Raw genomic sequence first — 20,821 nt, forward strand, 5'->3', positions numbered from 1 at the left:
GCCCTCGGCGGCAGAACGCCGGAGGAGGTCCATACGGCCTGCGACGGCATCGACATGGCGGCGTAACGCACACCAGAACCAAGCTTAGCAAAGCCGCCAATCTGTCCGCCAAACCGGGACCACCTCAGCAGGCGCGTGGGCGAGGCCTGGTCGGACCAGGCGCCTGCGGGATAGGCGCCGAGCGAATAGACGACGTTCATGGCCACGAGAACAAGCGGCGCGAGGGCCAGCGGCAGGCCCTCGTCGTGCGCCTTCAGCACGAGGAAGGCTTCGCTGAACCGCGCAAGGGTGAACACCACGCCGATGGCGACGACGCCCCAGAACGCGCCGTCGAACTGCCGGAGATCGGCGAGGCGCACCGGCGGCGGACGGCCGGTGGCGCCCTCCTCGCCGATGGCGCGATCCTCGACCCCCAGGATGACGCACGCCACCGCGAGCGCGCCGGGGATGAGGGCGAACCAGAACACCGTTCGCATGTCGTCGGCGAACAGCGCCATCAGCGCGATGGCGAGGAGCGGGCCGAGGAACCCCCCGACCGTATCGAGCGCCTGGCGCACCCCGTAGGCGCGCCCGCGGATGGAAGGCGGCGTGACATCCGCCACCAGCGCGTCCCGCGGCGCGCCGCGGATCCCCTTGCCGATGCGGTCGGCGAAGCGCGCGGCGAACACCATGGCCGGTGCGCCGGCGAGGGCGAAGAACGGCTTCGACGCGGCGCCCAATCCATAGCCGATGAGGACCAGCGGCTTGCGCCGGCCGATGCGGTCGGACAGGTAGCCGGAAAAGACCTTCACGATGGCGGAGGTGGATTCGCCCACCCCCTCGATGAGGCCCACCACGGCCACGCTGGCCTCGAGGGTCGCGGTGAGAAAGAGGGGCAGCAGCGCGTGGATCATCTCCGAGGAGATGTCCATGAACAGGCTCACGAACCCGAGCGCCCAGACGGTTCTCGGAATCGACGGGCGCTTATCGGTGTCTTGAGCCGGAGCATGCATCATGGCTCTCAACTTGACGAACCCGACCGGCGCCCACAAGGGCTCATGCGCCCTCGCCCCGTTACGCTGCGCGCACCAGCGTCATATGGCAGAGGTGGCAGTGGAGGAACCACGGCCTTTTCTGGCCCGCGTCGAAGCCGATGGTCACCGGCGCATGGGCGGGGACGATCACCGTATCGCCCACCGGCCCGGAAAAGCGCTGTCCGCCGATGCCCACCACCTAGAAATGATGCCCGTGCAGGTGCATCGGGTGCATCATGGATGTGGGGTTCATGAAGGTCATCTCCGCCCGCTCGCCCTGGCGCACGTCGAAGGGCCGGTGCCCGCCGCGGATGTGGCCATCAATGGCCCGGCGAGTGGCGGGCTCTTCGCCGAACATCACCGTATAGCGCGTGTTAGGTTGCCGTGGCGCGACGGGCTTTGCCGCGGGTAGCTTCAGTTCGAGGGAGAGGTCGGCAAGCCCCAAGGGTATCGGCTCCGTCCGCCTCGTTATCTGAGCTGCGTCTCAACCGGCAGGCCGTGCTTGCTCCAGGCCAGCATGGAGCCGTCATAGAGCATGACGTTCCGGTAGCCGAGCAACTCGTGCAGCACGAACCACGAGATGGCGGAGACATGGGCCGTGTTGCAATAGGCCGCCACCGTCTGCCGGGGACTGAGGCCGACGGCTGTATAAGCGAGGGCGAGTTCCTCCTTCGGGCGATAGGTGCCGTTGGCGGCAAAATTCGCATCGAAAGGAAAGAGGGTCGCGCCGGGAATGTGGCCCGCCTTCGCGATGTTCGGGCGCTTCTCCAGGCCCACATAGAAGCTGAAGAACCGCGCGTCGAGAATGCCTGCATCCTTGCGCGTCTGGAGCGCCTCCATCTGGGCCGTGTCGGCAAGGAATTCACGCCGCGCAGGCCGGGCGTTGAAATTCCCGGTCTTCGCCGCCTCATCCTCGCCCCACACCTCGCGGTTCTCAGCCACCCATTTCGTCGTGCCGCCGTCGAGGATGGCGACCTTGTCGTGGCCATAATATTTGAGCTGCCAATAGACGTAGGCGGCATAACCCGCATCGTCCGGTCCCCGCCCGCGGTGGGTGAGCACGAGCGGCGTATCGTCGTTCACCCCGGCCGATCGCATGAGCGCCGAGAACGCCTCGGGCGGGAGGTTCATGTCGGTGATTTCCACGCCGCGTTCGGTGGTGGTGCCACGGGCCTTGCGGAAGTCGAGAGGCACCGCGCCGATGAGGTGGCCGCCTTCCTTGTAGCTGGTATCGTCATTGCGCACGTCGAGGACGAGGACCTCGTCCTGGTGGGCTGCGAGCCATTCGCTCGACACCAGCGGGCCGGGAAGGTCCAGGGCGGCTGCCGGCGCCGCAGGCACGGCCGCGAGGAGCCCCAAGGCAAGCACGCCCGATAGCATTTTGAACATTGGCGTTTCTCCCATTTTTTGGTTTGGACTTCGGGGGGTGGCCTCACGTCAGCCCGACGCGACCGGCAGTCCCGCGGCGCGCCATTCCGGCATGCCGTCTTCCATGCGGCGGGCCGAGAAGCCACTGGCGCGCAGGCGTGCGACCGCCTCCACCGCGAGCAGGCAATAGGCGCCGCGGCAATAAGCAACGATTTCCGTCGCCGGATCGAACTCGGCGAGGCGGGCGTCGAGCTCCTCCAGCGGGATGCTGACGGCGCCGGGCACGTGGCCGAGGTCGAACTCCTCGCGAGGCCGCACGTCGATCACCGTGACGAGGCCCGCCTGCGCGCGTTCCACAAGGTCGGTGCGGCCGACGGGATCGAGCCCGTCCCGCCCGTCGAAATAGCGTGCCAGCAGCATTCCGACCGTCGCGATGTTGCGTTCCGCCGTCTGCCGCAGCACCGACATGAGCTGGACGATCCCGTCGTCCGCCAGCCGGTAGAGGACGAACTTGCCGTCACGGCGGGCATCCAGCAGGCCCGCGCGACGCAGCTGCTGCAGGTGCTGGGAGGCATTGGCCATGGAGAGCCCGGTCAGCCGCGCCAGCGCCTCCACGCTGCGCTCGCCCTGCGCGAGGTGCTCCAGCAATTCCACGCGGTGCTCGTGGCCGAGGGCGCGCGCCACCGCGGCCAGCTCGGCGAACAGAGCGCGTTTGGGATCCGTTGACTTGCACATGATGGTATCGATACATCATTCAAGAGATAGTTTGAACGTATAATTATCCTGTCCACGCCGCAAGAGCATCGCGGGGAACCGGCGGAGTCGGAAATGCACGCGCTGCTCATTCTCAATGATCCGCCCTACGGCACGGAACGCGTCTATAACGGCCTGCGCCTCGCCGCCGGCATCCTCAAGCAGGATGCGGGAAACCGGGTCACTGTGTTTCTCATGGCGGATGCCGTCGCCGCCGCGAAGGCGGGCCAGAAGACGCCGGACGGCTATTACAATGCGGAGCGCATGCTGAAGCGGGTCCTCGCCGGCAACGGCGAGGTGCTTCTGTGCGGCACCTGCATGGACGCCCGGGGCTTCTGCGATGCCGATGTGACGCCGGGCGCGCGGCGCAGCACCATGGATGAACTCTCGGCCGTCACCGTTTCGGCCGACAAGGTCCTGGTGTTCTGATGACTGGACCCGCCATTGCGCAGGCGATGCCGCGACGCCGCCTGATCCGGCAGGTCGCGCTGCTCTCCGCCGCCCAGGCTCTGTTCCAGACGGCATCGGTCATGGTGATGACGGTCGCCGGCCTTGCCGGCGCCGCCATCACCCCCGCGCCGGAACTCGCCACGCTGCCGGTGGCGGCCATGTTCCTCGGCACGGCGATCGGCATCGCCCCGGCATCCCTGTGGATGGCCCGCGTGGGGCGAAGGATCGGCTTCGTGGCGGGCGCGCTGCTGGGAACCCTCGGCGGCCTCCTGGGGGCGCTCGGGATCTTTTATGCGTCGCTGCCGCTGCTCTGCCTCGGGACGGGCCTCGTCGGCACCTACCAGGCCTTCGCGCAATTCTATCGCTTTGCCGCGGCGGAGGTGGCCACCGACGCCTTTCGCCCCCGCGCCATCTCCTTCGTGCTAGCGGGCGGTGTAGTGGCCGCCATCGCCGGACCGATCCTCGGGCGCTTCGGTGGCCCTTTGCTGGCGGCGGACTATGCCGGCTCGTTCCTGATCCTCGCCGTGGTTTCGCTGCTGGCAGCGGGTCTCCTGCTGGGCGTGGACATGCCGCGGCCCGCGCGGAGCGCATCGAGCGGCGGGCGCCCCCTGGGCGCGATCATCCGGCAACCCGCCTATCTCGTGGCCCTCTTCGGCGCGGCCACGGGCTATGGCGTGATGATCCTCGCCATGACGGCGACGCCGCTCGCCATGCTGCACCATCATCACGACCTTTCGGACGCGGCGACGGTGATCCAGCTGCATGTGCTTGGCATGTTCCTGCCGTCCTTCTTCACCGGCGCGCTCATCTCCCGCTTCGGGGTGCTCAAGGTGATGCTGGCCGGCGCGTTCCTGCTGGCGGGTCATGTTCTCATCGCCCTGTCGGGCACGCAATTCCTCGCCTTCGCCTCCGCGCTCGTTCTGCTGGGCGTGGGCTGGAACTTCCTGTTCATCGGCGGCACCACGCTGCTCACGCGATGCTACGCGCCGGGAGAGCGCGCGCGGGCGCAGGCGGCCAACGACCTTGTGATCTTCATCGTCGGGGTGGCGACCTCGCTCGGCGCCGGCGCCATGCTTCATCTTCTTGGCTGGCAGATCATGAACGCCGTGCTGCTGCCCTGGCTCGCCCTCGCGGTCCTCGCCCTCGTGTGGCTCGGCTGGCGCGAGCGGCGGGGCTAAAGCGGTTTCCGTTCGCACCGGCCCACTACGGCATCTGGTGAGACACGTGCACGATGAGGCCATGTTTTTGTTTGATGTGTGAAATTCAGTTGAACTCATGGCGTTTGCGCCATGAGCGAGGCAATGAAGGCCCCCATGAGGATAGGGCACACCACCCGAGGTGAAATGTCGCGACATCCTTGTGAGCCAATCCGCTGGAACCTCATGCCGGAACCTTGTTGGAAGGCCATGCCACATGTGCACGAAGCCCACGGCGCTCGGTCCTGTTTTCAAGGCGCAGCCTCGCACCGGCTCGCGACGCGGCAAGATTGGCGATGGCGAGGCCAAGCCCGCTCCCCGACGCGCTCTTGTGTCGACCCCGAAAGAAGCGCTCGGTGACGCGCGCCAGTTCCTCGGGGGGAATGCCGGGGCCCTCATCCTCCACGCACAGGCCATCCGGCGTGCGGCGCCAGGCGATGTGACCCTCGCCTGCCATGTGCTCCACGGCGTTCTCGTGGAGATTGCGCAACGTCAGATGCAGGCCCTCGCGATTGCCCTTCAAAAGCAGTCCGTTGAGCGCCGGATCAAGCTGGACCGTGACACCTGCTCGGGCCGGCGCCTGATGGATGATCTCCCGCAGAAGGGCGCCCGCGTCGGCCGCCTCATCGGTGGGGGACGCGGGTTCGGCATCAAGCTTCGCGAGAACGAGCAACTGGCGCACGAGCCGCGCGGTCCGATCCACCGAGACGAGGGTCTGCCGGAGGGCGCCGTCCCGTGTCGCCTTGTCATCGGCCGCAAGCGCGATCTGCGCCTGCGTCTTCAGGCCGGCGAGCGGCGTGCGCAGTTCATGCGCGGCGAAGGCGGTCACCTCCCGCTCGTGCCGACGGGCCGCCTCAACCTTGCCGAACAGGCCGTTGAGGGCTTCGAGCAGCGGGCGGATCTCGGCCGGCGCGTCGGTGGGTGAGACCGCCCGCATGTCGTCTGCATCGCGGGCGGCGATGTCTCCGGCGACAGCATTCAGCGGGCTGAGGCCGCCTCCAAGGCTCACCCAGATGAGCAGGCCGAGCAGCGGCACAATCAGCACCACCGGGCCCAGCAGCCCGGCCACCAGATCGCGCACCAGCCGGTCGCGCAGGCCGATGCGATCGCCCACCATCACACGGACGCCCTTGTCGGCGTCGAGGATGGTGTAGACGCGCCAGGGCTCGCCGTTCACCTCGCGCTCCGAGAAGCCTTCGGCCGGACCCGCGAGCGCCTCCTCGGGCGCGCCGCCGGAGCGGGCCACGAGGTGCCCGTCCAGGGACCAGATCTGGCACGAGAGCTGGCGCTCATAGCCGGTTTCCGGCAAGGGCGAGGCCTGCGCAGCGGCGGCGATGTTGCCGCCGGCAACCAGGGAATGAACCATCCGCGCCGCTTCCTGAAGGCGCGCGTCCAGCACATGTTCCAGCTCGCTGCGGCTGGACAGGTAGATCCAGCCCACAGCGCACAGCCAGATGGCGCTGGTGGCGGCGAGCAGGATCAGGAACAGGCGGCGGCGCAGCGAATTCATTGCTGCCCCCTGACGCGGTAGCCCAGGCCACGCACCGTCTCGATGGCCTCGCGCCCCACCTTGGTCCGCAGATTGTGGATGTGCACTTCCACCGTGTTGCTCTCCACCTCCTCCTGCCAACCGTAGAGGCGCTCCTCGATCTCGCCCTTGGAGCGGATCATGCCCGGCCGCTCCATGAGGGCCGCGAGCACGGCGAACTCCCGCCGGGACAAGGCGACCGCCCGGCCCTCCAAGGTCGCGGAAAGGGTGGCAGGGTCGAGCACCAGCGTCCCCGCTTTCAGCGTCGGACCGGCGCGGCCATGGCCACGGCGGGCGATGGCGCGGACGCGCGCCGCCAGCTCGTCCAGGTCGAACGGCTTGCCGAGATAGTCGTCGGCGCCGGCATCGAGCCCGCGGATGCGGTCGGTGGTCTCGTCGAGGGCGGTCAGGAGCAGCACGGGCGTGGCATCGTCGCGGGCGCGCATGCCGGCGAGGATGTCGAGGCCCGACCCATCCGGCAGCATGAGATCGAGCACCACGGCGTCAAAACGGCTTCCGGCGAGCGCGGCGCGCGCGTCGGCGCAGGTGGCCACCTCGTCCACGGTCGCGCCCGCAAGGCCGAGTCCCACCTTCAGCCCGTCCATCAGGACCGGGTCATCCTCGACCACGAGTATGCGCATGCCTTCTCCTGCCGCCGTGCCGGGATCTTCTACCGCCAGCTTAAGGCTGGCTTAAGGTGAGCCTCCCAGAGAGCGCCTCATGGACATGAGAACGCTGCCCCGCGCCACGATGAAGCCGTTTTACGCGGCCCTCTGCCTCGTTGCGTTGGTGTTCACCGGGACCGGCCCCGCCGGAGCCGAACAGAAGCCGCTGAAAGCGGACGAGGCCTTCCGCCTCTCCGCGACCCGCGCCGCGGACGGAACGCTGGCGCTGCGCTGGCAGATCGCGCCCGGCACCTACCTCTACCGCGACAGCCTGAAGGCGAAGCAGGCCGGTGCTCCGGTCGCCCTCGCCATCAGTCCCGGCGAGACGAAGGACGATCCGAACTTCGGAGCGGTGGAGGTCTATCACCGGACGGCGGAGGCAACCGCAGTCGGCCTGCCTGGCGCGGGCGCGCTGGATGTCTCCTTCCAGGGCTGTGCCGAAGCCGGCATCTGCTATCCGGTGGTGAAGCGGCAGGTCGACCTTGCCTCCCTGCGGATCGGAACAGCGCCTCCCACCTCCTTCGCCGAGGCGGCCTCCGCTGCTTCCGCCCCGGTCGAACCTGTGGCGTCCGAAGGGGCGTCACAGGGCGCGACGGCGCTCTTCAGCGGCAACATCGGCCTGCTGCTCATGGCGTTTCTCGGCTTCGGGCTGCTGCTCGCCTTCACGCCCTGCGTGTTTCCCATGCTGCCCATCCTCTCCGGCATTCTCGCCGGCGGCGGCACGCGGCCAACACCGGCCCGTGGCTTCGCCCTGTCCGGCTCCTATGGCCTTGCCATGGCGGCGGCCTATGGCGTACTCGGGATCGCCGCCGGATGGTCGGGCGCGAACCTGCAGGCGGCGCTGCAGACACCGTGGGCGCTGGGCCTCATGGCCGCCTTGTTCCTGGCCCTCGCCTTGTCCATGTTCGGCCTGTTCGAGATGGCCATGCCGGCGTGGCTTGGGACCAGACTCTCGCGCGGCGGACACGCTCCAAAGGAAGGCGGCTCCCTCGCGGGAGCGGGCGCCCTCGGCTTTGCCTCCGCATTGGTGGTGGGGCCATGCGTAACGCCGCCTTTGGCCGCGGCCATGCTCTATGCGGCGCAGACCGGCGATGCGGTGCGCGGCGGAGCGGCGCTGTTCATGCTCGGCCTCGGCATGGCGGTGCCGCTGGTGCTGGTCGGGACCTTCGGCGCGCAGATCATGCCACGCTCGGGTGCATGGCTCTCGCGCATCAAGCAGGTCTGCGGAGTGCTCTTCCTGGGTGTCGCAGCGGTCCTCGCCGCGCGTCTCCTGCCGGCGCCGGCGGCCCTGGCGCTCTGGGGCGGGCTGGCCCTCGGGCTCGGTGTATTCCTCGGCGGACTGGACCGGACCATCCCCGGTAGCGCCCCGTCGGCGCGGCTCGGCAAGGCGACCGGCCTTGTGGCCATCATCTACGGCGCAACGCTCATCGTGGGCGCGGCCGGTGGAGGAGACGACCCCTTGCGGCCCCTCAGCGTCCTCGCCGGCGCATCGCGCGTCGCCTCCGCCGGTGTGCAGGACACGCGCGTGTCGTCGCCCGCCGCCCTCGATGCCGCCTTCGCCGCGGCGCAGAAGGAGGGCCGGCCGGTGCTCGTTTCCTTCACCGCCGGCTGGTGCACCGTGTGCAAGTCCAACGAAGCGGTGATGGCCCAACCCGGCCTGCAGGACCGGCTGGCCCAGATGCCGCGCATCGCCGCCGACGTGACCGCCTATGGCGATGGCGAGCGCGCGCTCATGTCCCGCTTCTCCGTCGTCGGTCCGCCGACCCTGTTCCTGCTGGACGCTTCGGGTCACGAGGTTGCTGGCTCCCGGCACATCGGCGCGATCACCACCGCAGATATCGAAGGCCTGATGGCGAAGGCCGGCCTGTGACCCACCCCAAGATTATCGGAGACCATATGCGACGCAGGGACTTCATCCGCCTTGCCGCCCTGTCCGTCCTCCCGCCGGCCATGGCCCTGGCGTGGGTAAGGCCGGCGCTGGCCCAGGGCGTCGATGTGGACGCCATCCTCCGCGACCCGGATGCCCCCACCGGCGGCAATCCGGACGGGGACGTGACCATCGTCGCCTTCCTCGACTACAACTGCCCCTTCTGCAAGAAATCGGCGCCGGACCTTGAGCGGATCGTCAATGAGGACGGCCATATCCGTCTCATCTACAAGGACTGGCCCATCCTGACCGAGGCCTCGGTCTACGGCGCGCAGCTCGCCCTGGCGGCCAAGTTCCAGGGCAGGTACGAAACCGTCCACAATGCCCTGATGGGCATTTCCGGCCGCAAGATTCCGCAGGAGCAGATGCTGAAGGCGGTCCAGGGCACGGACGTGGACATGGCCCGGCTCAACCTGGACCTCCAGCTCCATGGCGCGGAAATCTCGGCACTCCTGAAGCGCAATCTGGCGCAGGCGGACTCCCTCGGCCTCCAGGGCACGCCGACCTATCTCGTGGGCCCGCTGCTGGCATCCACCCTCGATTATTCCAGCTTCAAGCGGGCCGTTGCCGAGGCCCGGCGCCGGCAGGCGGCGGAGAAGTAGGACCCCATGGCCCATCTGCCCGCCATGACGGGACCTCGACCGGCCGCCCGCGCCTTCCTGTGCGCGGTCCTCCTGCCGCTGGCGCTCGGTGCCTGCGTCACCGCATCGAGCGACCCGCCCGCCGCGGCCCAGCGTCCGCGCATCTCGCCTTCGGACGCCGCACGCTACGGCGCGGTGGAGGAGAAAGGCTTCCGCATCCCCGCCGCCGATCCCGAGGATATCAAGCCCCGCAACGTGCGCCAGCTGGTCAATGACCCTTCCGGGCAGTCGCCCGGCACCCTGGTGGTGGATCCGAAGAACCGCTTCCTCTACCTCGTGCAGGAGAACGGCAAGGCGCTGCGCTACGGCGTGGGCGTGGGGCGCGCCGGCCTGGAATTCGCCGGCACCGCGGCGGTCGGCTACAAGAAGGAATGGCCGAGCTGGCGGCCCACCGACGCGATGATCGCGCGCGATCCGAAGAGATACCAGCCCTGGGCCGGCGGCATGGCCGGCGGCGAGAGCAATCCGCTCGGCGCCCGCGCGCTCTATCTGTTCAAGGACGGCAAGGACACGCTCTACCGCATCCACGGCACCAACGAGCCGTGGTCCATCGGCGAGGCGGTCTCCTCCGGCTGCATCCGCATGATGAACCAGGACGTCATCGACCTTTATCGCCGCGTGCCGGACGGGGCGAAGGTGGTTGTCCTGCCCGCCTAGTCGTCCCGCGGCGGGCCGGACACGCGAACGCCCGGGCCGCAAGGTTCGGGCGTTCGTTCTTCTGTGGGAGCGAAGGATCAGTAGCGGGCGTCGGCCGGCTTCTTGTCCTTCGGCCAGTCGTTCGCCTTCCCCGGGAAATCCGGGCGCGGCATGTGGCTGAAATACTCGGCAACGTCCACAGCCGCCCGGTCGGAGAGGCCGCCCTGGCCGAGCGGGAAGCGCTCGTGGAAGCCGATGGGCATATTGCGCTTCACGAACGCCGCCGCCGTATAGGTGCGGGCCATACCGGCGCCGATGTTGAAGGATTCATCCCCCCATAGCGGCGGGTAGACCACCTTGCCCTGGGCGTCCTTCAAGCCTTCGCCGCTCTTTCCGTGGCAGACCGCGCACTGGGTGGCGTACACCTGCTGGCCGTTCTCCGGATCGGGCTTGATGGTCTGGCTGATCTTGCCGACACCGCGCCCTTCCACCTTGTCGCCCGGCTTGGTCTCTCGCTTCATCCAGTCGAAATAGGCCACCATCGCCTTCATGTCGTCGCCGTCCTTGGCCAGCGGTTTGCCGTTCATGGAGCGCAGGAAGCAGCCGTTGATGCGATCCTCCAGGGTGATCTCGCGCCCCGCGCGCGGCGCGTAGCTCGGAAAGAAGGCCGAGACGCCGACATAAGGCGAGCCATCTGCCACCGTGCCGCCGTTGAGGTGGCAGCTCGTGCAATTGAGCACATTGCCCACGTTCTTGGGCAGCAGGGTGTGGGTCTCGGTGTTCAGGCGCATGCCGCGAACCAGTTGCGTGGCATTCTGCTCCGCGAGCAGGTTGGCGATGCGCGGCGTCTCGAACTTGGAGCTGTCCACCTTGGGGTCGAGCGTGCGGCGCGCGGCCTTGACCTCGGCAGGTGAAACGGGTGCACCCGTATTGCCCCAGCTTGTGCGCACGAAGCTCAGGATGTCCGCAATTTCCTGGTCTTCGAGCCGGGCGAAGCCGGGCATGGTGAAGACGCGCGTGTAGGCCTGGGTCTCGGCCGTCTTCCATCCCGTCAGGGTGATGTGCACCAGTGTCGAGGGGTCCTTGGCATCCACGGTGGGATTGCCCGCGAGCGGCGGGAAGACCTTGGCGACGCCGGCCCCGTTCAGGCGATGGCAATCGGCGCAGAATTGCGCATAGGCCAAGCCACCACGGGTGGTGAACATGGCCTCCGGCACATCCGTGTCAACGGCCTGCGGAGGCCCCTCGGAGGGGCGATCGGAGGGCAGGGACTTCAGATAGGTGGCAATGGCAACCAGATCGCCTTCGCTGAAATTCTGCGTCGAATTGTGGATCACCTCGGTCATGGAGCCGGACACGGTCGCATAGCGGTTTTGCCCGGTCTTCAGCAGTTCCACCGTGTCCTTGACGGTCCACAGATTGCGCAGATTGATGGCGTTCCACTCCTCCACCTTGGCGCCGGAAACGAATTTGGCGCCATTCATGCCCTTCTCGGACATGGCGACTTCCTGAAAGCCGATGCCGCGCGGCGTGTGGCAGGCGCCGCAATGGCCGAGCCCCTGCACCAGATAGGCGCCCCGGTTCCACACCTCGTCCTTGGCGGAATCCGCCATGAACGGGCGGCTATCGAGGAACACCGTGTTCCAGAAGGCGAGCGACCAGCGCAGATTGAATGGAAAGCCGATCTCCGACGGCTTGTTGGCGCTCGCCACCGGCACCACGCCCTTCATCAGGTAGACGTAGAGGGCATACATGTCGTCCGGCGCCATCTTGGCGTAGGACGGATACGGCATCGCCGGGTACATGTGCGTGCCATCGGCCGTCACGCCCTTGCGCATGGCCCGGTCGAAGGCGCCGAAGCTGTAGGTTCCGATGCCAGTCTTCGGATCCGGGGTGATGTTGGTGGAATAGAGCACGCCGAAGGGCGTCTCCAGCGGCAGGCCGCCGGCCATGGGCGTGCCGCCGTGCGAGGTGTGGCACGCGACGCAGTCACCAAGTTCGGCCATATACTTGCCGCGCGTGACCAGAGCACCGTCAGCCGTTTCGGGCAGCTCGCGTCCGGCCTCATCCACGCGCGGCGGCGTAACGACCCACCAGAAGATGCCGGCACCGATGACCGCTGCCACGGCGGCTAGCGTGCCCAAAGTCTTCCATCTGGATCCACGCTTTACTGAAACATCGTCGCTCATAGAACGACCTCCTGGTGCAGGCAGGTGTTTCGACCCATGCGCGAAGCCGGCCGCGGGAGAATCGCGTCCTCATCTCCCCACCCGGATCGCCATGCGCAGATCCCCCGCCTGTGTGACTCGTCCCGTACAGGCAGGCTCGCCCGCCCCATGCTGCGCCGCATTGACGTGCCGCAACTGTAAAATATCCGACCTGTTTTTGCCGGTCGCGGCGCGCCGGGCGTTTTGGGAGTTCACTCCTGCGCATCACGGTCGCTCCAGCCGAGGAACGCGCCGACAAAGTTGCTTGCCGCGTCTTCGTTGATGAAGTTCAGAACAACAGACGTGATGCCTGATAGCGAAGCCTGGCGGCACGGTCTGGAGCAGGTGCTTTAGTTTCGAGGCGCTCTGTCTATTTATCATTAATATTTTAACAGAATATCAAAGCATCCGCTACTGCAACTTTGATCATTGAATAATATATCATTCAATGATAGACAAACGCGATCATTGTCAATGCGCTCAGGAGGGTCCCTGAGTGGAGGGCGTTGCCCTGCGGGCCGGGCTGTCGGCTAGGCTGAAGCCCGCGAGCGGTCTTCAGCCTTTCGGGCTTCTATCCCTGATGCAAAACATGGAACGATCAGGTGATCGGGCGGAGCGGCGAATGCTGGCGCGACTGAACGCATGGGCCGAACGACGGAATCTCCGCCGGTGTCGCTGGCAGGACGATGCTCGCCGGCTGGTGATCCAAGACGAGCCTGTGAATAGGCATCGAAGCAGCGCCCCACTCAATTAGCCGTAACACTTTGATTTGGCCGACGATTTCATTCCCATGGGGGTCCCGATCGGCGCCGATCGGAACCCCCGTAATCTGCTAAGTTAACGAACCAGATCAACGGGTTGTCCCTCATCCCACCCGGGGTTCACTTCGGCGCGTTTTCACACGTCGACAACGAGCCGCGCTTTCGGACTGACATGGATCGGAAAGTCCAACGTTCCCACATCCGGCAGGCGCTCAGACCAGGCGACCTTCGCGGACATCATTAGCGATGACGGCCGACATCCCGCAATCTTGCCAGAGGAGCCCGCTCTCTTGCTATTCGGCAATATGCCGCCTATATTCACAGCATATTGCCGTTGACCGCAAGGAGGCTTTCATGTCGATCGCCATCGTCGAGGAGGTCGTCCGCAAGCTGGGCGGCCAGAGCGTGCTCGGCACGGTCGTGCACTCGCAGGCCGATCTGGCCCTCGCCGTCCGCAACAGGCTTCCCCTGTCGGCCCTGCGTGGCCTCAGCCAGGCGGGCATGAGCGAGCAGGAGATCGAGAGGTTCGTAATCCCGCAGCGCACCCGCCGGCACCGCGCCGACAAGCAGCAGCCGCTGACGGTCGATGAATCGGATCGGGCCGTGCGTCTGCTGCGCGTCCAATCCCTCGCTGAGCAGACCTTCGGCGACCTCGACAAGGCCAATCGCTGGCTGCGCCGCCCGCTCACCGAGCTCGGCGGCGAGACGCCGCTGGTCGTGGCGCAGACCGAAGCCGGCGCTCGCGTGATCGAGACCATCCTCGGCAAGATCGCCTGGGGCGCAGCCGCCTGATGCTGCTCTGGCGCCTGTCGGGCAGGCAGCATGCGCGAGCGCTCGACGGCGGCTATGGCCTGCACTTCGACGGCCGCTGGAACACTGTGGGCCATGCCGTCACCTATTGCGCGACATCGCCCGCGCTCTGCGTCCTCGAAAAGCTCGTCCATGTGGAGGATCCCGCGCTCCTGCCCGAGCTGGTCATGGTCACCTATGAGATCCCCGACACTGTCGCGATTGAGGACGTGCCGTTGGAAGGCCTCCCGACCGATTGGCGGCGGCACGAGGCCTGGAGCCAGGAAAAGGGCGATGCCTGGCACGAGGGACGGTCGTCCTTATTGCTTCGCGTCCCCTCGGCGATCGTACCGGTCGCCGGCTCACCTGACCTGAACGTGCTGATCAACCACAGCCATCTGGCTGCGGCCGATGTCCGCATCGTCGGCGAGGCGTCCTTCTCGCTCGATCCTCGTTTGTTCTGAGGCAAGAAGCGAAGGGCTCTCGAGCCTGACGCTATGGTGTCGCCCTGCGGGCCGAGCTGTTGGCTGCGCTGAAGCCAGAAGCCGTCTTCACCCTAAGGGCTTCCGTCCCTGACGCGAAACGAGAAAATGCTGCCGGGGGCAGAACGTCATGCTGGCTGCACTGCGGCGGTGGATCGAGAACCGTAGGCAAATCCGCCAGAGGTGGCAGGCGGACGCCCGCCGACTCATCGAACACGATGAACCGGGCGCCTACTATGAGGCTTAGCGTCTGGCGGCTCGCTCCCGCGCGTCCGGGCAAGCCGGCGAATTCATCCATTGAGCCCAGGTGGCGGCCGAAGTGGCGAGGATCTCGCCGCATGCGCAGATGGATCTCGCGGTGGTCCAGGCGATCGTCGACAATGAGACGCGGCGCGCAAGGGAGTCCCGCTACCAGGGCGATTGAACGGGCGGCTGCGCCGACGTCGCTTCGGCGCTGAGGTCCTCCTTTCGACGTGAGAGGCTGCTCGGGACAGGATCTGTTAGGGCGCGGCAGTGTGGTTCGGCGTCCGGGAAAAGAGCGTGCAAGAGGGCGCGGACCATCTTCGGAGCAAGTCCGACCCCGCTCTCCATGGATGGCTTTCCTGGTCCTCCACCCGGCCTTCCACGATCAACCCTCAAGGGGTCGGCTATGCGCAGCATGCCGCCGCTACGGTTGCGCCTGCGCGGTGATCGCGGCCGGTTGAGGACACTGACGGACGCCATCGAGCGGGGATCGACCTCGCTCCAGGATGGAGCCCTCAAATGTCGCACGATCTTTCCCTCGCCCAGTCCCACGCGTTTCAGCTCGCTCGCACCCTGATGGTCCCGGTCACGCTGTTTCAGGTCGATGGAGAGTTCGGCGTCATGCCGAGCGACGAACTCGACGATGCCGACGTCATCGTCGTCCACGATTATGACCCGTTCGAATACGATCCCCACCAGTTCGGCCCGGCTCATTGAGCCGGGTTCGCCCGTCCGGGCGCGTGCCGCTCGCGAGCGGGCGGCCGCAAGGGAAGCTGCGCCGCGGCTGGTCGATGTCACGGCGCTGCGCGCCCTGCAGGATTCACCAGTTGCCAGCCGCGCCCTTGCCGCCTTCGCTCTTCGCGGCATCGGGGGATGGTCCAGCGAGGCGCGGGATAAGGACAATTCAAGCGGGAAAGGTCCGACCCGGGGCGTGTCGGAAGAGAAAGATGGAAAAGAGGGACATCGAGGAGCTGAGGGAGCGTGTGCCTTGTGCGGCCGTGCTCGAAAAGGCCGGGTTCGCGATCGATCTGAAGGAGAGTACGCGCAAGGCGGTCAAGTATCGGCGTGGTGACGACATCATCATCGTGATCCATGACGGCAAGGGCTGGTTCGATGCCCTGTCCGACGCCAAGGGAGACGTGTTTTCGCTAGTCGAACATCTCGACGATATCGGCTTTACCGAGGTTCTTCGGCAGGTCTCCTACCTGATCGGCTTCGTGCCGAGCGAGGCCGTCTGGACGAGGCAGGTCCGCGATCGCGATCCCGACATCGGCGTTTCCGAGCGCTGGCGCGCACGGCGCAAGCCATGGCGCGGCTCCATGACCTGGCGCTATCTGCGCGACGAGCGCGCTCTTCCGGAGACGGTCATCCGCGCCGCGATCCAGCAGGATCGGCTCCGCGAAGGTCCTCGCGGCAGCATGTGGGCTGCCCATGTCGATGGGGGTGGCCTTGTCACCGGCTGGGAAGAGCGCGGCCCCGAATGGCGCGGTTTCGCCAGCGGCGGCGGAAAGGTCCTGTTCCGCCTCGGACCGATCGGCGCCCTCCGGCACTGCGTCACCGAGGCGGCGATCGACGCGATGAGCCTCGCCGCGATCGAAGAGCTACGCTCCGATAGCCTCTATCTCAGCACGGGCGGCGGATGGGCGCCGGCGACGGTGGCCGCCATCCGGGGGCTCGCGTCGCACCCGGGCGCCCTGCTTGTCGCGGCGACCGACAACAATGAGCAGGGCGAGGTCTTTGCCGGCCGCATGGAGGCGATCGCGGCTGCCGCGACCTGTGCCTATGAGCGGCTTCGCCCACGGGCGGGCGACTGGAACGAGGAGTTATGCACGCGAGGCTGAGCCTAATGTGGATCGTTCCGCATGTCCGCGAGCGAAACACATAAGCCCACGATCTCACTCGATGCGCGCTCGGCAACGATGCGCAGCAGTCGCGCATCCGCCGTCACAAACCTTGATCCGGTCCCACGCGCGGCCGTGAGATAAGCGCAATCGTACGCCGGATGCGAAAGCTCGATCGCAAGGCTCGTTGCCTGTTCGAGCAAGCCCGTCATGGGCAGGAAGTCGATGCCGGAGCGTTCGAGCAGCCTGGCTGCCAGGACGGCCTCGTCGCGGCTGAGCTCGCTGCGGGCAACTTTCTTCCAAAGAATATTGGCGCATTCGGGAATCAAGAGCTCAGGCGCCGCGAACCGGAAACGCGATCGCAGATTGACGGCGGTCTCGGTCCCTTCCTCTTCCACGACCCATTTGATCGCGATGCTGGCGTCGACGACGAGCGTCTCCATCAACGCTCGTCTCGGCCTTTGCGCAGCAAGACTTCGGAGGGCGTCTGCTTGCGCGATGCGGTCAGCTTCCGCAGCTCGCTCGCGAGATCGTCAAAATCAGGCCCGCCCTCGCTCGCCAGCACCTGGCGCAGGATCTCGCGATGTTCGGCCTCCGCCGAGCGGCCGTGCCTCGCCGCTCGCATTTTCAGTTTCGCGATCAGATCGTCGTCCAGATTGCGGACATGCAGGTTTCCGGCCATCTCTTTGGCTCCATTGGGCTCATTGAGAGCAAAGATAGCAATTCTGGGAAGGACGAACAAGGAAGAAGGGATGAAAGAGGAGGGAAGCACGCATCCGCGCGGAAGGTTGGGGATACCGCCAGGCCGCTCTTGCCCGCCGCGAGGGCGGACTTAGCAAACCATCATTTGCTGGTCATAGGTTGGCCTGCCGTTCCGCCTTCCAGAACCAGAATGCGAGCAAGGGTGCGATCACGACCTCGAAGAGCAATGACGGGGCGATTTCGGGGCTGAACAGCAGGCTCGGTTCATATCCGCTCATTCGCGCCAGACCGCCCATGAAGATCATCGTGACGAGAGCGATCAGCACAGTGCGTAAGCGCTGGAACGCCAGGCGATCCCGACGACCCGCCGGCGGCGGCCTCCCCGACCATCGAGCCAGGGGAGATCGAACAATGAGCCCTCATTCCTGGCGCGCGCTCAAGGCGTCCGCATCCCGGCAGCTTACACAGGCCTGCCCGCTTCTCGCGGACCGGCCGACGGCAGGGGCTGTCAGAGCGCTGTTCACGATTGTCGCCCTCGCCGACGTCAGGCTCACGGCGAGGGCGATCGACGGAAGCCTCAGGGCCGATCTGCGGACGCGTCCGGCGCCACGAAACGATCCGCAGGCGGATGCGCTTCTCGACGAGATCGCCGGCGTCATAAGCGATCATGCCTGCCAGCCGCGGTCGCGCTCGGGCGCCGACTTTGCGGTTCGGCTCGGTGGGTACCACGGCTTCGCTGACCTGATGGCCGATCTGCTGTCAGCCGGTGCGTCGCAGGAGGAGCCTTCGGCCGTCGCCGCATTGGCCGGTAGTGCGATCCGGGGCCTCTCGGAACGGATAATGACACTTGCTCTCGAGCATCTCCATGCGATTTTCGCGCGGGATCTCGACCGGCCATGTCCGGGAGGCGACCGCTCGGCGCCTCGACGCTACGCCCTTCCGGCAATGGCCATGCCTCGGAGGGCGTTATGGCGAGTATGGCTGGCTCGTCTACGCCCATGACGAAAACAGCGGAATGGGTGCCGACGCCATCCCGGAGGTGCTGTTCGCGGTCATGAGCTGGTCGCAAAAGCAGGGCTGCGATCACGTACTTTTCGATCGTGATGGCAATATCGTCGACGAGTTGCCCCACTTCGACTGGTGATGCGGCGACGCCCGCGAAAGTCATCCGCGAGCAAAGGCGAGAAGCGGACCAATATCGTGATTGTCGGCGGATCGCAGCGCGGTCACATAGCGAGCGCGCAATGCGCCGACATCGGCGAGGCTGCCGCCGCCCCAGCTGAACGGTTGTCTTCCGAGCTTCTCGACGAGGAGGTCGGCTGCCAGGCGCGCATGGCGGCCGTTGCCGTTCGGGAACGGATGGATGGCGACGAGACGATGGTGGAACCTGATCGCGATCTCGTCGGGCGGAAACGTGGCATGCTCCACCCAATAGCGTACATCGCCCAGGAGGTTCGTGAGCTCCACCGCGATACGATAGGCTTGAATGCCGATGTTGCGCTCGGTGCTTCGGAAGGTTCCTGCCCACTCCCAGACCTCGCCGAACATGCGCTTGTGCAGCGTCCGCACGAAGTCGTCGGTGAGCATCCTGTCGATGGGCAATCGCCGCCTTCCGCGAGCCCAGGCCGCGCCCGCGACGATATTCTCCTGTTCGGCCTCGTTCAGATCCTTGCAATGTGTGATCCAGCTCTGGAGCAGGCCGTCGCGCTCGCCGGGCTCAAGGGGCGTCGCATCTTCCGGCTCCTGAAACAGGTCGGTCATGCTTCGCTCCAGAGGTCGCGCTCCGAAAGCCTGTCGCGGATATAGGCCTGCACGCGTGCTTCGAAGTCGCTGCCGCTGGTCTCCTGCGCTTCCAGCCGCATCGTATGGGCGACGCGCTGCAGGTCCCGCATGGCGATCTGTCGCGCGCGAGCGTCGACAGTCTCGTCCAGCGAGCTGTTCGGCACGAGCGCATAGACGAGCGTGCAGTCGAGCGCCTCGGCCGCCCGGCGCAGCGTGCTGAGCTGGATCGACCCCGCCGCCTCCGACTTCTCGATCGCCTCCACGGTCTGCGGCCGGATTCCCATGCGATGGCCGAGCTGCGCGCCGGTCATGCCGAGCGCGTCTCGAAGGGCCCGGATCCAGCCCTTCGGCGGTGGCCGGAAACGGTCGACCGGCTGCAGGACACGCAACCTTTCGTCAAGACGGACGCGGGCGCGCCTGCGTGCATCGCTTTTCATCCGCAGTCCTTTCAAATCTATCAGATTATAGTCTGATAACGTCCGGACAAATATCAGTCTGTGACCTGTTTCGCAATGAAAATAGATAAGCCTATGCTCTGATAAACTCACATGATCTCACAGCCTATGAGCTGAATATGGCGCAGTCGTATAGGGAAGGAAATCAGGAAGAGGAGAGGAGAAGACTGGCTGCCGCATGCCCGCCGTCCGCGTCAAGGGTGGCGCTTCGCCCGCTGCGCGGCCCTTGACCCGTCCGGACCGAGAGGCGGCCGCAGGGAGAGGTCCTGAAGGGCTGAAGATGATGGTGATCCAGGAGGATGCACCGCGCTCCAGCCCGACGAGGCTGAAGGAGCCCCGACATGACCCTCTCCACCCCTATCCGCAAGGTGTTTCAAGGCGTCCCCGACCGGCGCCAGATGTTCCAGATGTTCGACCGTCATGCGCAGCGGCCCAATCGCTGGGAGGATCAGGCGAGCGCGCTCTATGCCGGCGAATGGTTTGAGATCGACCGGATCGACCACGACTATATGTTTGAGATCCTGCCGCCGCTGTGGATGCGCGGCGACATGTTCGCGATGCGCGAATTCCTGACCGGCAGCGTCACCAGCGTCTTCTTCGCGCTGATGATCGACGGGAACCTCCGCCACTTCCACGGCTATTGCGATCTCGCCGACAAGGGTTCTTCCGAGCGGATGCATGCCGCGATCATCGACCGGGAATCGCGGCCAGTGAAGGCGATGACGCGAACCGAGCGTCTCGAGCACATCTGGAGCTCGACGCATGACGATTATCGCGGCTATGCCGGCGATCGCTGGCCAGAGGCCGATCGCGGCAAGCGCACCGTGCTGTTCTATGGCGGACAGCAAGGCACCAGCCTGATCTTGCTCGACAGTCTGACCGAGGTACAGATCTCCGCCAAGCTGCCGGTGCATTTGCGCTACCTGCCCGACGCGATCGCGGCGTGAGGTGGCGTTCATGTTCACCTTCCCTCTGCCGGAGGTCCGCGCCGTCATTGCGCGCGGACGATCCGACGCCGCGGCCAATGGCGGCCATCGCAATCCCCATTACGGTCTCTCCCTTGGCAAGGACGAACAGCCCGGCCTGTGGCTCGTCGGCGATGAAGGGGTCTACCTCCTCTCGAATGGCAAGCTCGCCGAGGGGCAGCGCGCCCTCGTCTGCTACGCCGAGGAGTGCGATCCGAAGACCAATCCGGACTACTGGCACTACAAGCGCCAGCACTTCGGCGGGGATGACGGGATCGAATTCCTCGACGCCGTCGAGCTCGAGCGGCTGATGGCCGCCGTCCCCGCCGCCACGCACCTGACGATCGTGACGACCGACACCAGCCTGTCGCTCGGCCTGATCCGCCGCTGAACCGGCGGGCGGGCCTCGCCCACCTT

At 66.4% G+C, this 20,821-nt stretch carries 23 protein-coding genes and 1 pseudogene; 12 read left to right on the top strand and 12 right to left on the bottom strand.

Annotated features, from left to right (window positions below; translation table 11 throughout):
• From K9U40_RS12460 to K9U40_RS12475, 4 genes and pseudogenes are all read right to left on the bottom strand, one after another.
• A partial coding sequence (locus K9U40_RS12460) for an MFS transporter (RefSeq protein WP_282890522.1) occupies positions 1–992 on the bottom strand: 992 nt, incomplete at its 3' end.
• A 61-nt stretch (positions 993–1,053) separates the two neighbouring features.
• Positions 1,054–1,458, bottom strand: a pseudogene (locus tag K9U40_RS12465) (multicopper oxidase domain-containing protein).
• Between the two features lie 23 nt (positions 1,459–1,481).
• A complete protein-coding gene (locus tag K9U40_RS12470) occupies positions 1,482–2,402 on the bottom strand; it encodes a sulfurtransferase (RefSeq protein ID WP_282890523.1) in 921 nt (306 codons plus the stop codon).
• Positions 2,403–2,450: 48 nt separating this feature from the next.
• Positions 2,451–3,116, bottom strand: a complete 666-nt coding sequence (locus K9U40_RS12475; protein WP_282890524.1) for an ArsR/SmtB family transcription factor — start codon at positions 3,114–3,116, stop codon at positions 2,451–2,453.
• Positions 3,117–3,209: 93 nt separating this feature from the next.
• Between K9U40_RS12475 and K9U40_RS12480 the strand changes: the two genes are divergently transcribed.
• Both K9U40_RS12480 and K9U40_RS12485 read left to right on the top strand, forming a co-directional pair.
• Positions 3,210–3,563, top strand: coding sequence for a DsrE/DsrF/TusD sulfur relay family protein (locus K9U40_RS12480; RefSeq protein ID WP_282640921.1), 354 nt, complete (start codon positions 3,210–3,212; stop codon positions 3,561–3,563).
• Positions 3,563–4,762, top strand: coding sequence for an MFS transporter (locus K9U40_RS12485; protein WP_282890525.1), 1,200 nt, complete (start codon positions 3,563–3,565; stop codon positions 4,760–4,762). The genes K9U40_RS12480 and K9U40_RS12485 overlap by 1 nt, the downstream gene beginning before the upstream one ends.
• A gap of 202 nt (positions 4,763–4,964) precedes the next feature.
• Here the strand turns inward: K9U40_RS12485 and K9U40_RS12490 are convergent, their stop codons facing one another.
• Positions 4,965–6,290, bottom strand: coding sequence for a sensor histidine kinase (locus K9U40_RS12490; protein ID WP_282890526.1), 1,326 nt, complete (start codon positions 6,288–6,290; stop codon positions 4,965–4,967).
• Positions 6,287–6,949, bottom strand: coding sequence for a response regulator (locus K9U40_RS12495; protein ID WP_282890527.1), 663 nt, complete (start codon positions 6,947–6,949; stop codon positions 6,287–6,289). The genes K9U40_RS12490 and K9U40_RS12495 overlap by 4 nt, the downstream gene beginning before the upstream one ends.
• Before the next feature lie 79 nt (positions 6,950–7,028).
• Here K9U40_RS12495 and dsbD point away from each other — a divergent pair, with 79 nt between their 5' ends.
• Genes dsbD through K9U40_RS12510 form a run of 3 tightly spaced genes read left to right on the top strand, consistent with a single transcriptional unit; the run spans position 7,029 to position 10,198 of the window.
• A complete protein-coding gene (gene dsbD / locus K9U40_RS12500; protein WP_282890528.1) occupies positions 7,029–8,843 on the top strand; it encodes a protein-disulfide reductase DsbD in 1,815 nt (604 codons plus the stop codon).
• Positions 8,844–8,869: 26 nt separating this feature from the next.
• The gene (locus K9U40_RS12505) at positions 8,870–9,502 is read left to right on the top strand and encodes a DsbA family protein (RefSeq protein ID WP_282890529.1); all 633 of its coding nucleotides are present in this window, start codon (positions 8,870–8,872) and stop codon (positions 9,500–9,502) included.
• 6 nt (positions 9,503–9,508) lie between these two features.
• Positions 9,509–10,198, top strand: a complete 690-nt coding sequence (locus K9U40_RS12510; RefSeq protein WP_414115042.1) for a L,D-transpeptidase — start codon at positions 9,509–9,511, stop codon at positions 10,196–10,198.
• 77 nt (positions 10,199–10,275) lie between these two features.
• Here the strand turns inward: K9U40_RS12510 and K9U40_RS12515 are convergent, their stop codons facing one another.
• Entirely contained in the window at positions 10,276–12,366 is a 2,091-nt protein-coding gene (locus tag K9U40_RS12515) for a c-type cytochrome (RefSeq protein WP_282890530.1), read from the bottom strand.
• Between the two features lie 1,133 nt (positions 12,367–13,499).
• On the opposite strand from K9U40_RS12515, the gene parS reads away from it, so the two are divergent.
• The 4 genes from parS to K9U40_RS12535 all read left to right on the top strand — a co-directional run bounded on the left by parS (position 13,500) and on the right by K9U40_RS12535 (position 16,500).
• Complete coding sequence (gene parS / locus K9U40_RS12520) at positions 13,500–13,937, top strand: type II RES/Xre toxin-antitoxin system antitoxin (protein ID WP_282890531.1); 438 nt, start codon at positions 13,500–13,502, stop codon at positions 13,935–13,937.
• Positions 13,937–14,398: an RES family NAD+ phosphorylase gene (locus K9U40_RS12525; RefSeq protein ID WP_282890532.1), complete on the top strand. Its 462-nt coding sequence runs from the start codon at positions 13,937–13,939 to the stop codon at positions 14,396–14,398. The genes parS and K9U40_RS12525 overlap by 1 nt, the downstream gene beginning before the upstream one ends.
• Positions 14,399–15,178: 780 nt before the next feature.
• Positions 15,179–15,376: a hypothetical protein gene (locus K9U40_RS12530; RefSeq protein WP_282890533.1), complete on the top strand. Its 198-nt coding sequence runs from the start codon at positions 15,179–15,181 to the stop codon at positions 15,374–15,376.
• Positions 15,377–15,606: 230 nt separating this feature from the next.
• Entirely contained in the window at positions 15,607–16,500 is an 894-nt protein-coding gene (locus tag K9U40_RS12535) for a DUF3991 and TOPRIM domain-containing protein (RefSeq protein ID WP_282890534.1), read from the top strand.
• A gap of 2 nt (positions 16,501–16,502) precedes the next feature.
• On the opposite strand, the gene K9U40_RS12540 is transcribed toward K9U40_RS12535, so the two are convergent.
• From K9U40_RS12540 to K9U40_RS12550, 3 genes are all read right to left on the bottom strand, one after another.
• A complete protein-coding gene (locus tag K9U40_RS12540) occupies positions 16,503–16,943 on the bottom strand; it encodes a type II toxin-antitoxin system VapC family toxin (RefSeq protein ID WP_282639853.1) in 441 nt (146 codons plus the stop codon).
• A complete protein-coding gene (locus K9U40_RS12545; protein WP_282639852.1) occupies positions 16,943–17,182 on the bottom strand; it encodes a FitA-like ribbon-helix-helix domain-containing protein in 240 nt (79 codons plus the stop codon). The genes K9U40_RS12540 and K9U40_RS12545 overlap by 1 nt, the downstream gene beginning before the upstream one ends.
• A 172-nt stretch (positions 17,183–17,354) precedes the next feature.
• The gene (locus K9U40_RS12550; RefSeq protein ID WP_349237833.1) at positions 17,355–17,528 is read right to left on the bottom strand and encodes a hypothetical protein; all 174 of its coding nucleotides are present in this window, start codon (positions 17,526–17,528) and stop codon (positions 17,355–17,357) included.
• Between the two features lie 521 nt (positions 17,529–18,049).
• Here K9U40_RS12550 and K9U40_RS12555 point away from each other — a divergent pair.
• Positions 18,050–18,346 carry a hypothetical protein gene (locus tag K9U40_RS12555; RefSeq protein ID WP_282639851.1) on the top strand — a complete coding sequence of 99 codons (297 nt, stop codon included), beginning with the start codon at positions 18,050–18,052 and terminating at the stop codon, positions 18,344–18,346.
• 20 nt (positions 18,347–18,366) lie between these two features.
• Here the strand turns inward: K9U40_RS12555 and K9U40_RS12560 are convergent, their stop codons facing one another.
• A complete protein-coding gene (locus K9U40_RS12560; protein WP_282890535.1) occupies positions 18,367–18,963 on the bottom strand; it encodes a mobile mystery protein B in 597 nt (198 codons plus the stop codon).
• Positions 18,960–19,421, bottom strand: a complete 462-nt coding sequence (locus tag K9U40_RS12565) for a mobile mystery protein A (RefSeq protein ID WP_282639849.1) — start codon at positions 19,419–19,421, stop codon at positions 18,960–18,962. Before K9U40_RS12565 ends, K9U40_RS12560 begins: the two co-directional genes overlap by 4 nt.
• A gap of 359 nt (positions 19,422–19,780) precedes the next feature.
• Here K9U40_RS12565 and K9U40_RS12570 point away from each other — a divergent pair, with 359 nt between their 5' ends.
• On the top strand, positions 19,781–20,386 hold the full coding sequence (locus tag K9U40_RS12570) for a DUF1419 domain-containing protein (protein ID WP_282890536.1): 606 nt from the start codon (positions 19,781–19,783) through the stop codon (positions 20,384–20,386).
• Positions 20,387–20,396: 10 nt separating this feature from the next.
• Entirely contained in the window at positions 20,397–20,795 is a 399-nt protein-coding gene (locus K9U40_RS12575; RefSeq protein ID WP_282639847.1) for a DUF3085 domain-containing protein, read from the top strand.
• The last annotated feature ends 26 nt before the right edge of the window (positions 20,796–20,821 follow it).

It is taken from the genome of Xanthobacter autotrophicus (assembly GCF_030015065.1).
In the GTDB taxonomy this organism is placed as follows: Bacteria; Pseudomonadota; Alphaproteobacteria; order Rhizobiales; family Xanthobacteraceae; genus Xanthobacter; species Xanthobacter autotrophicus_D.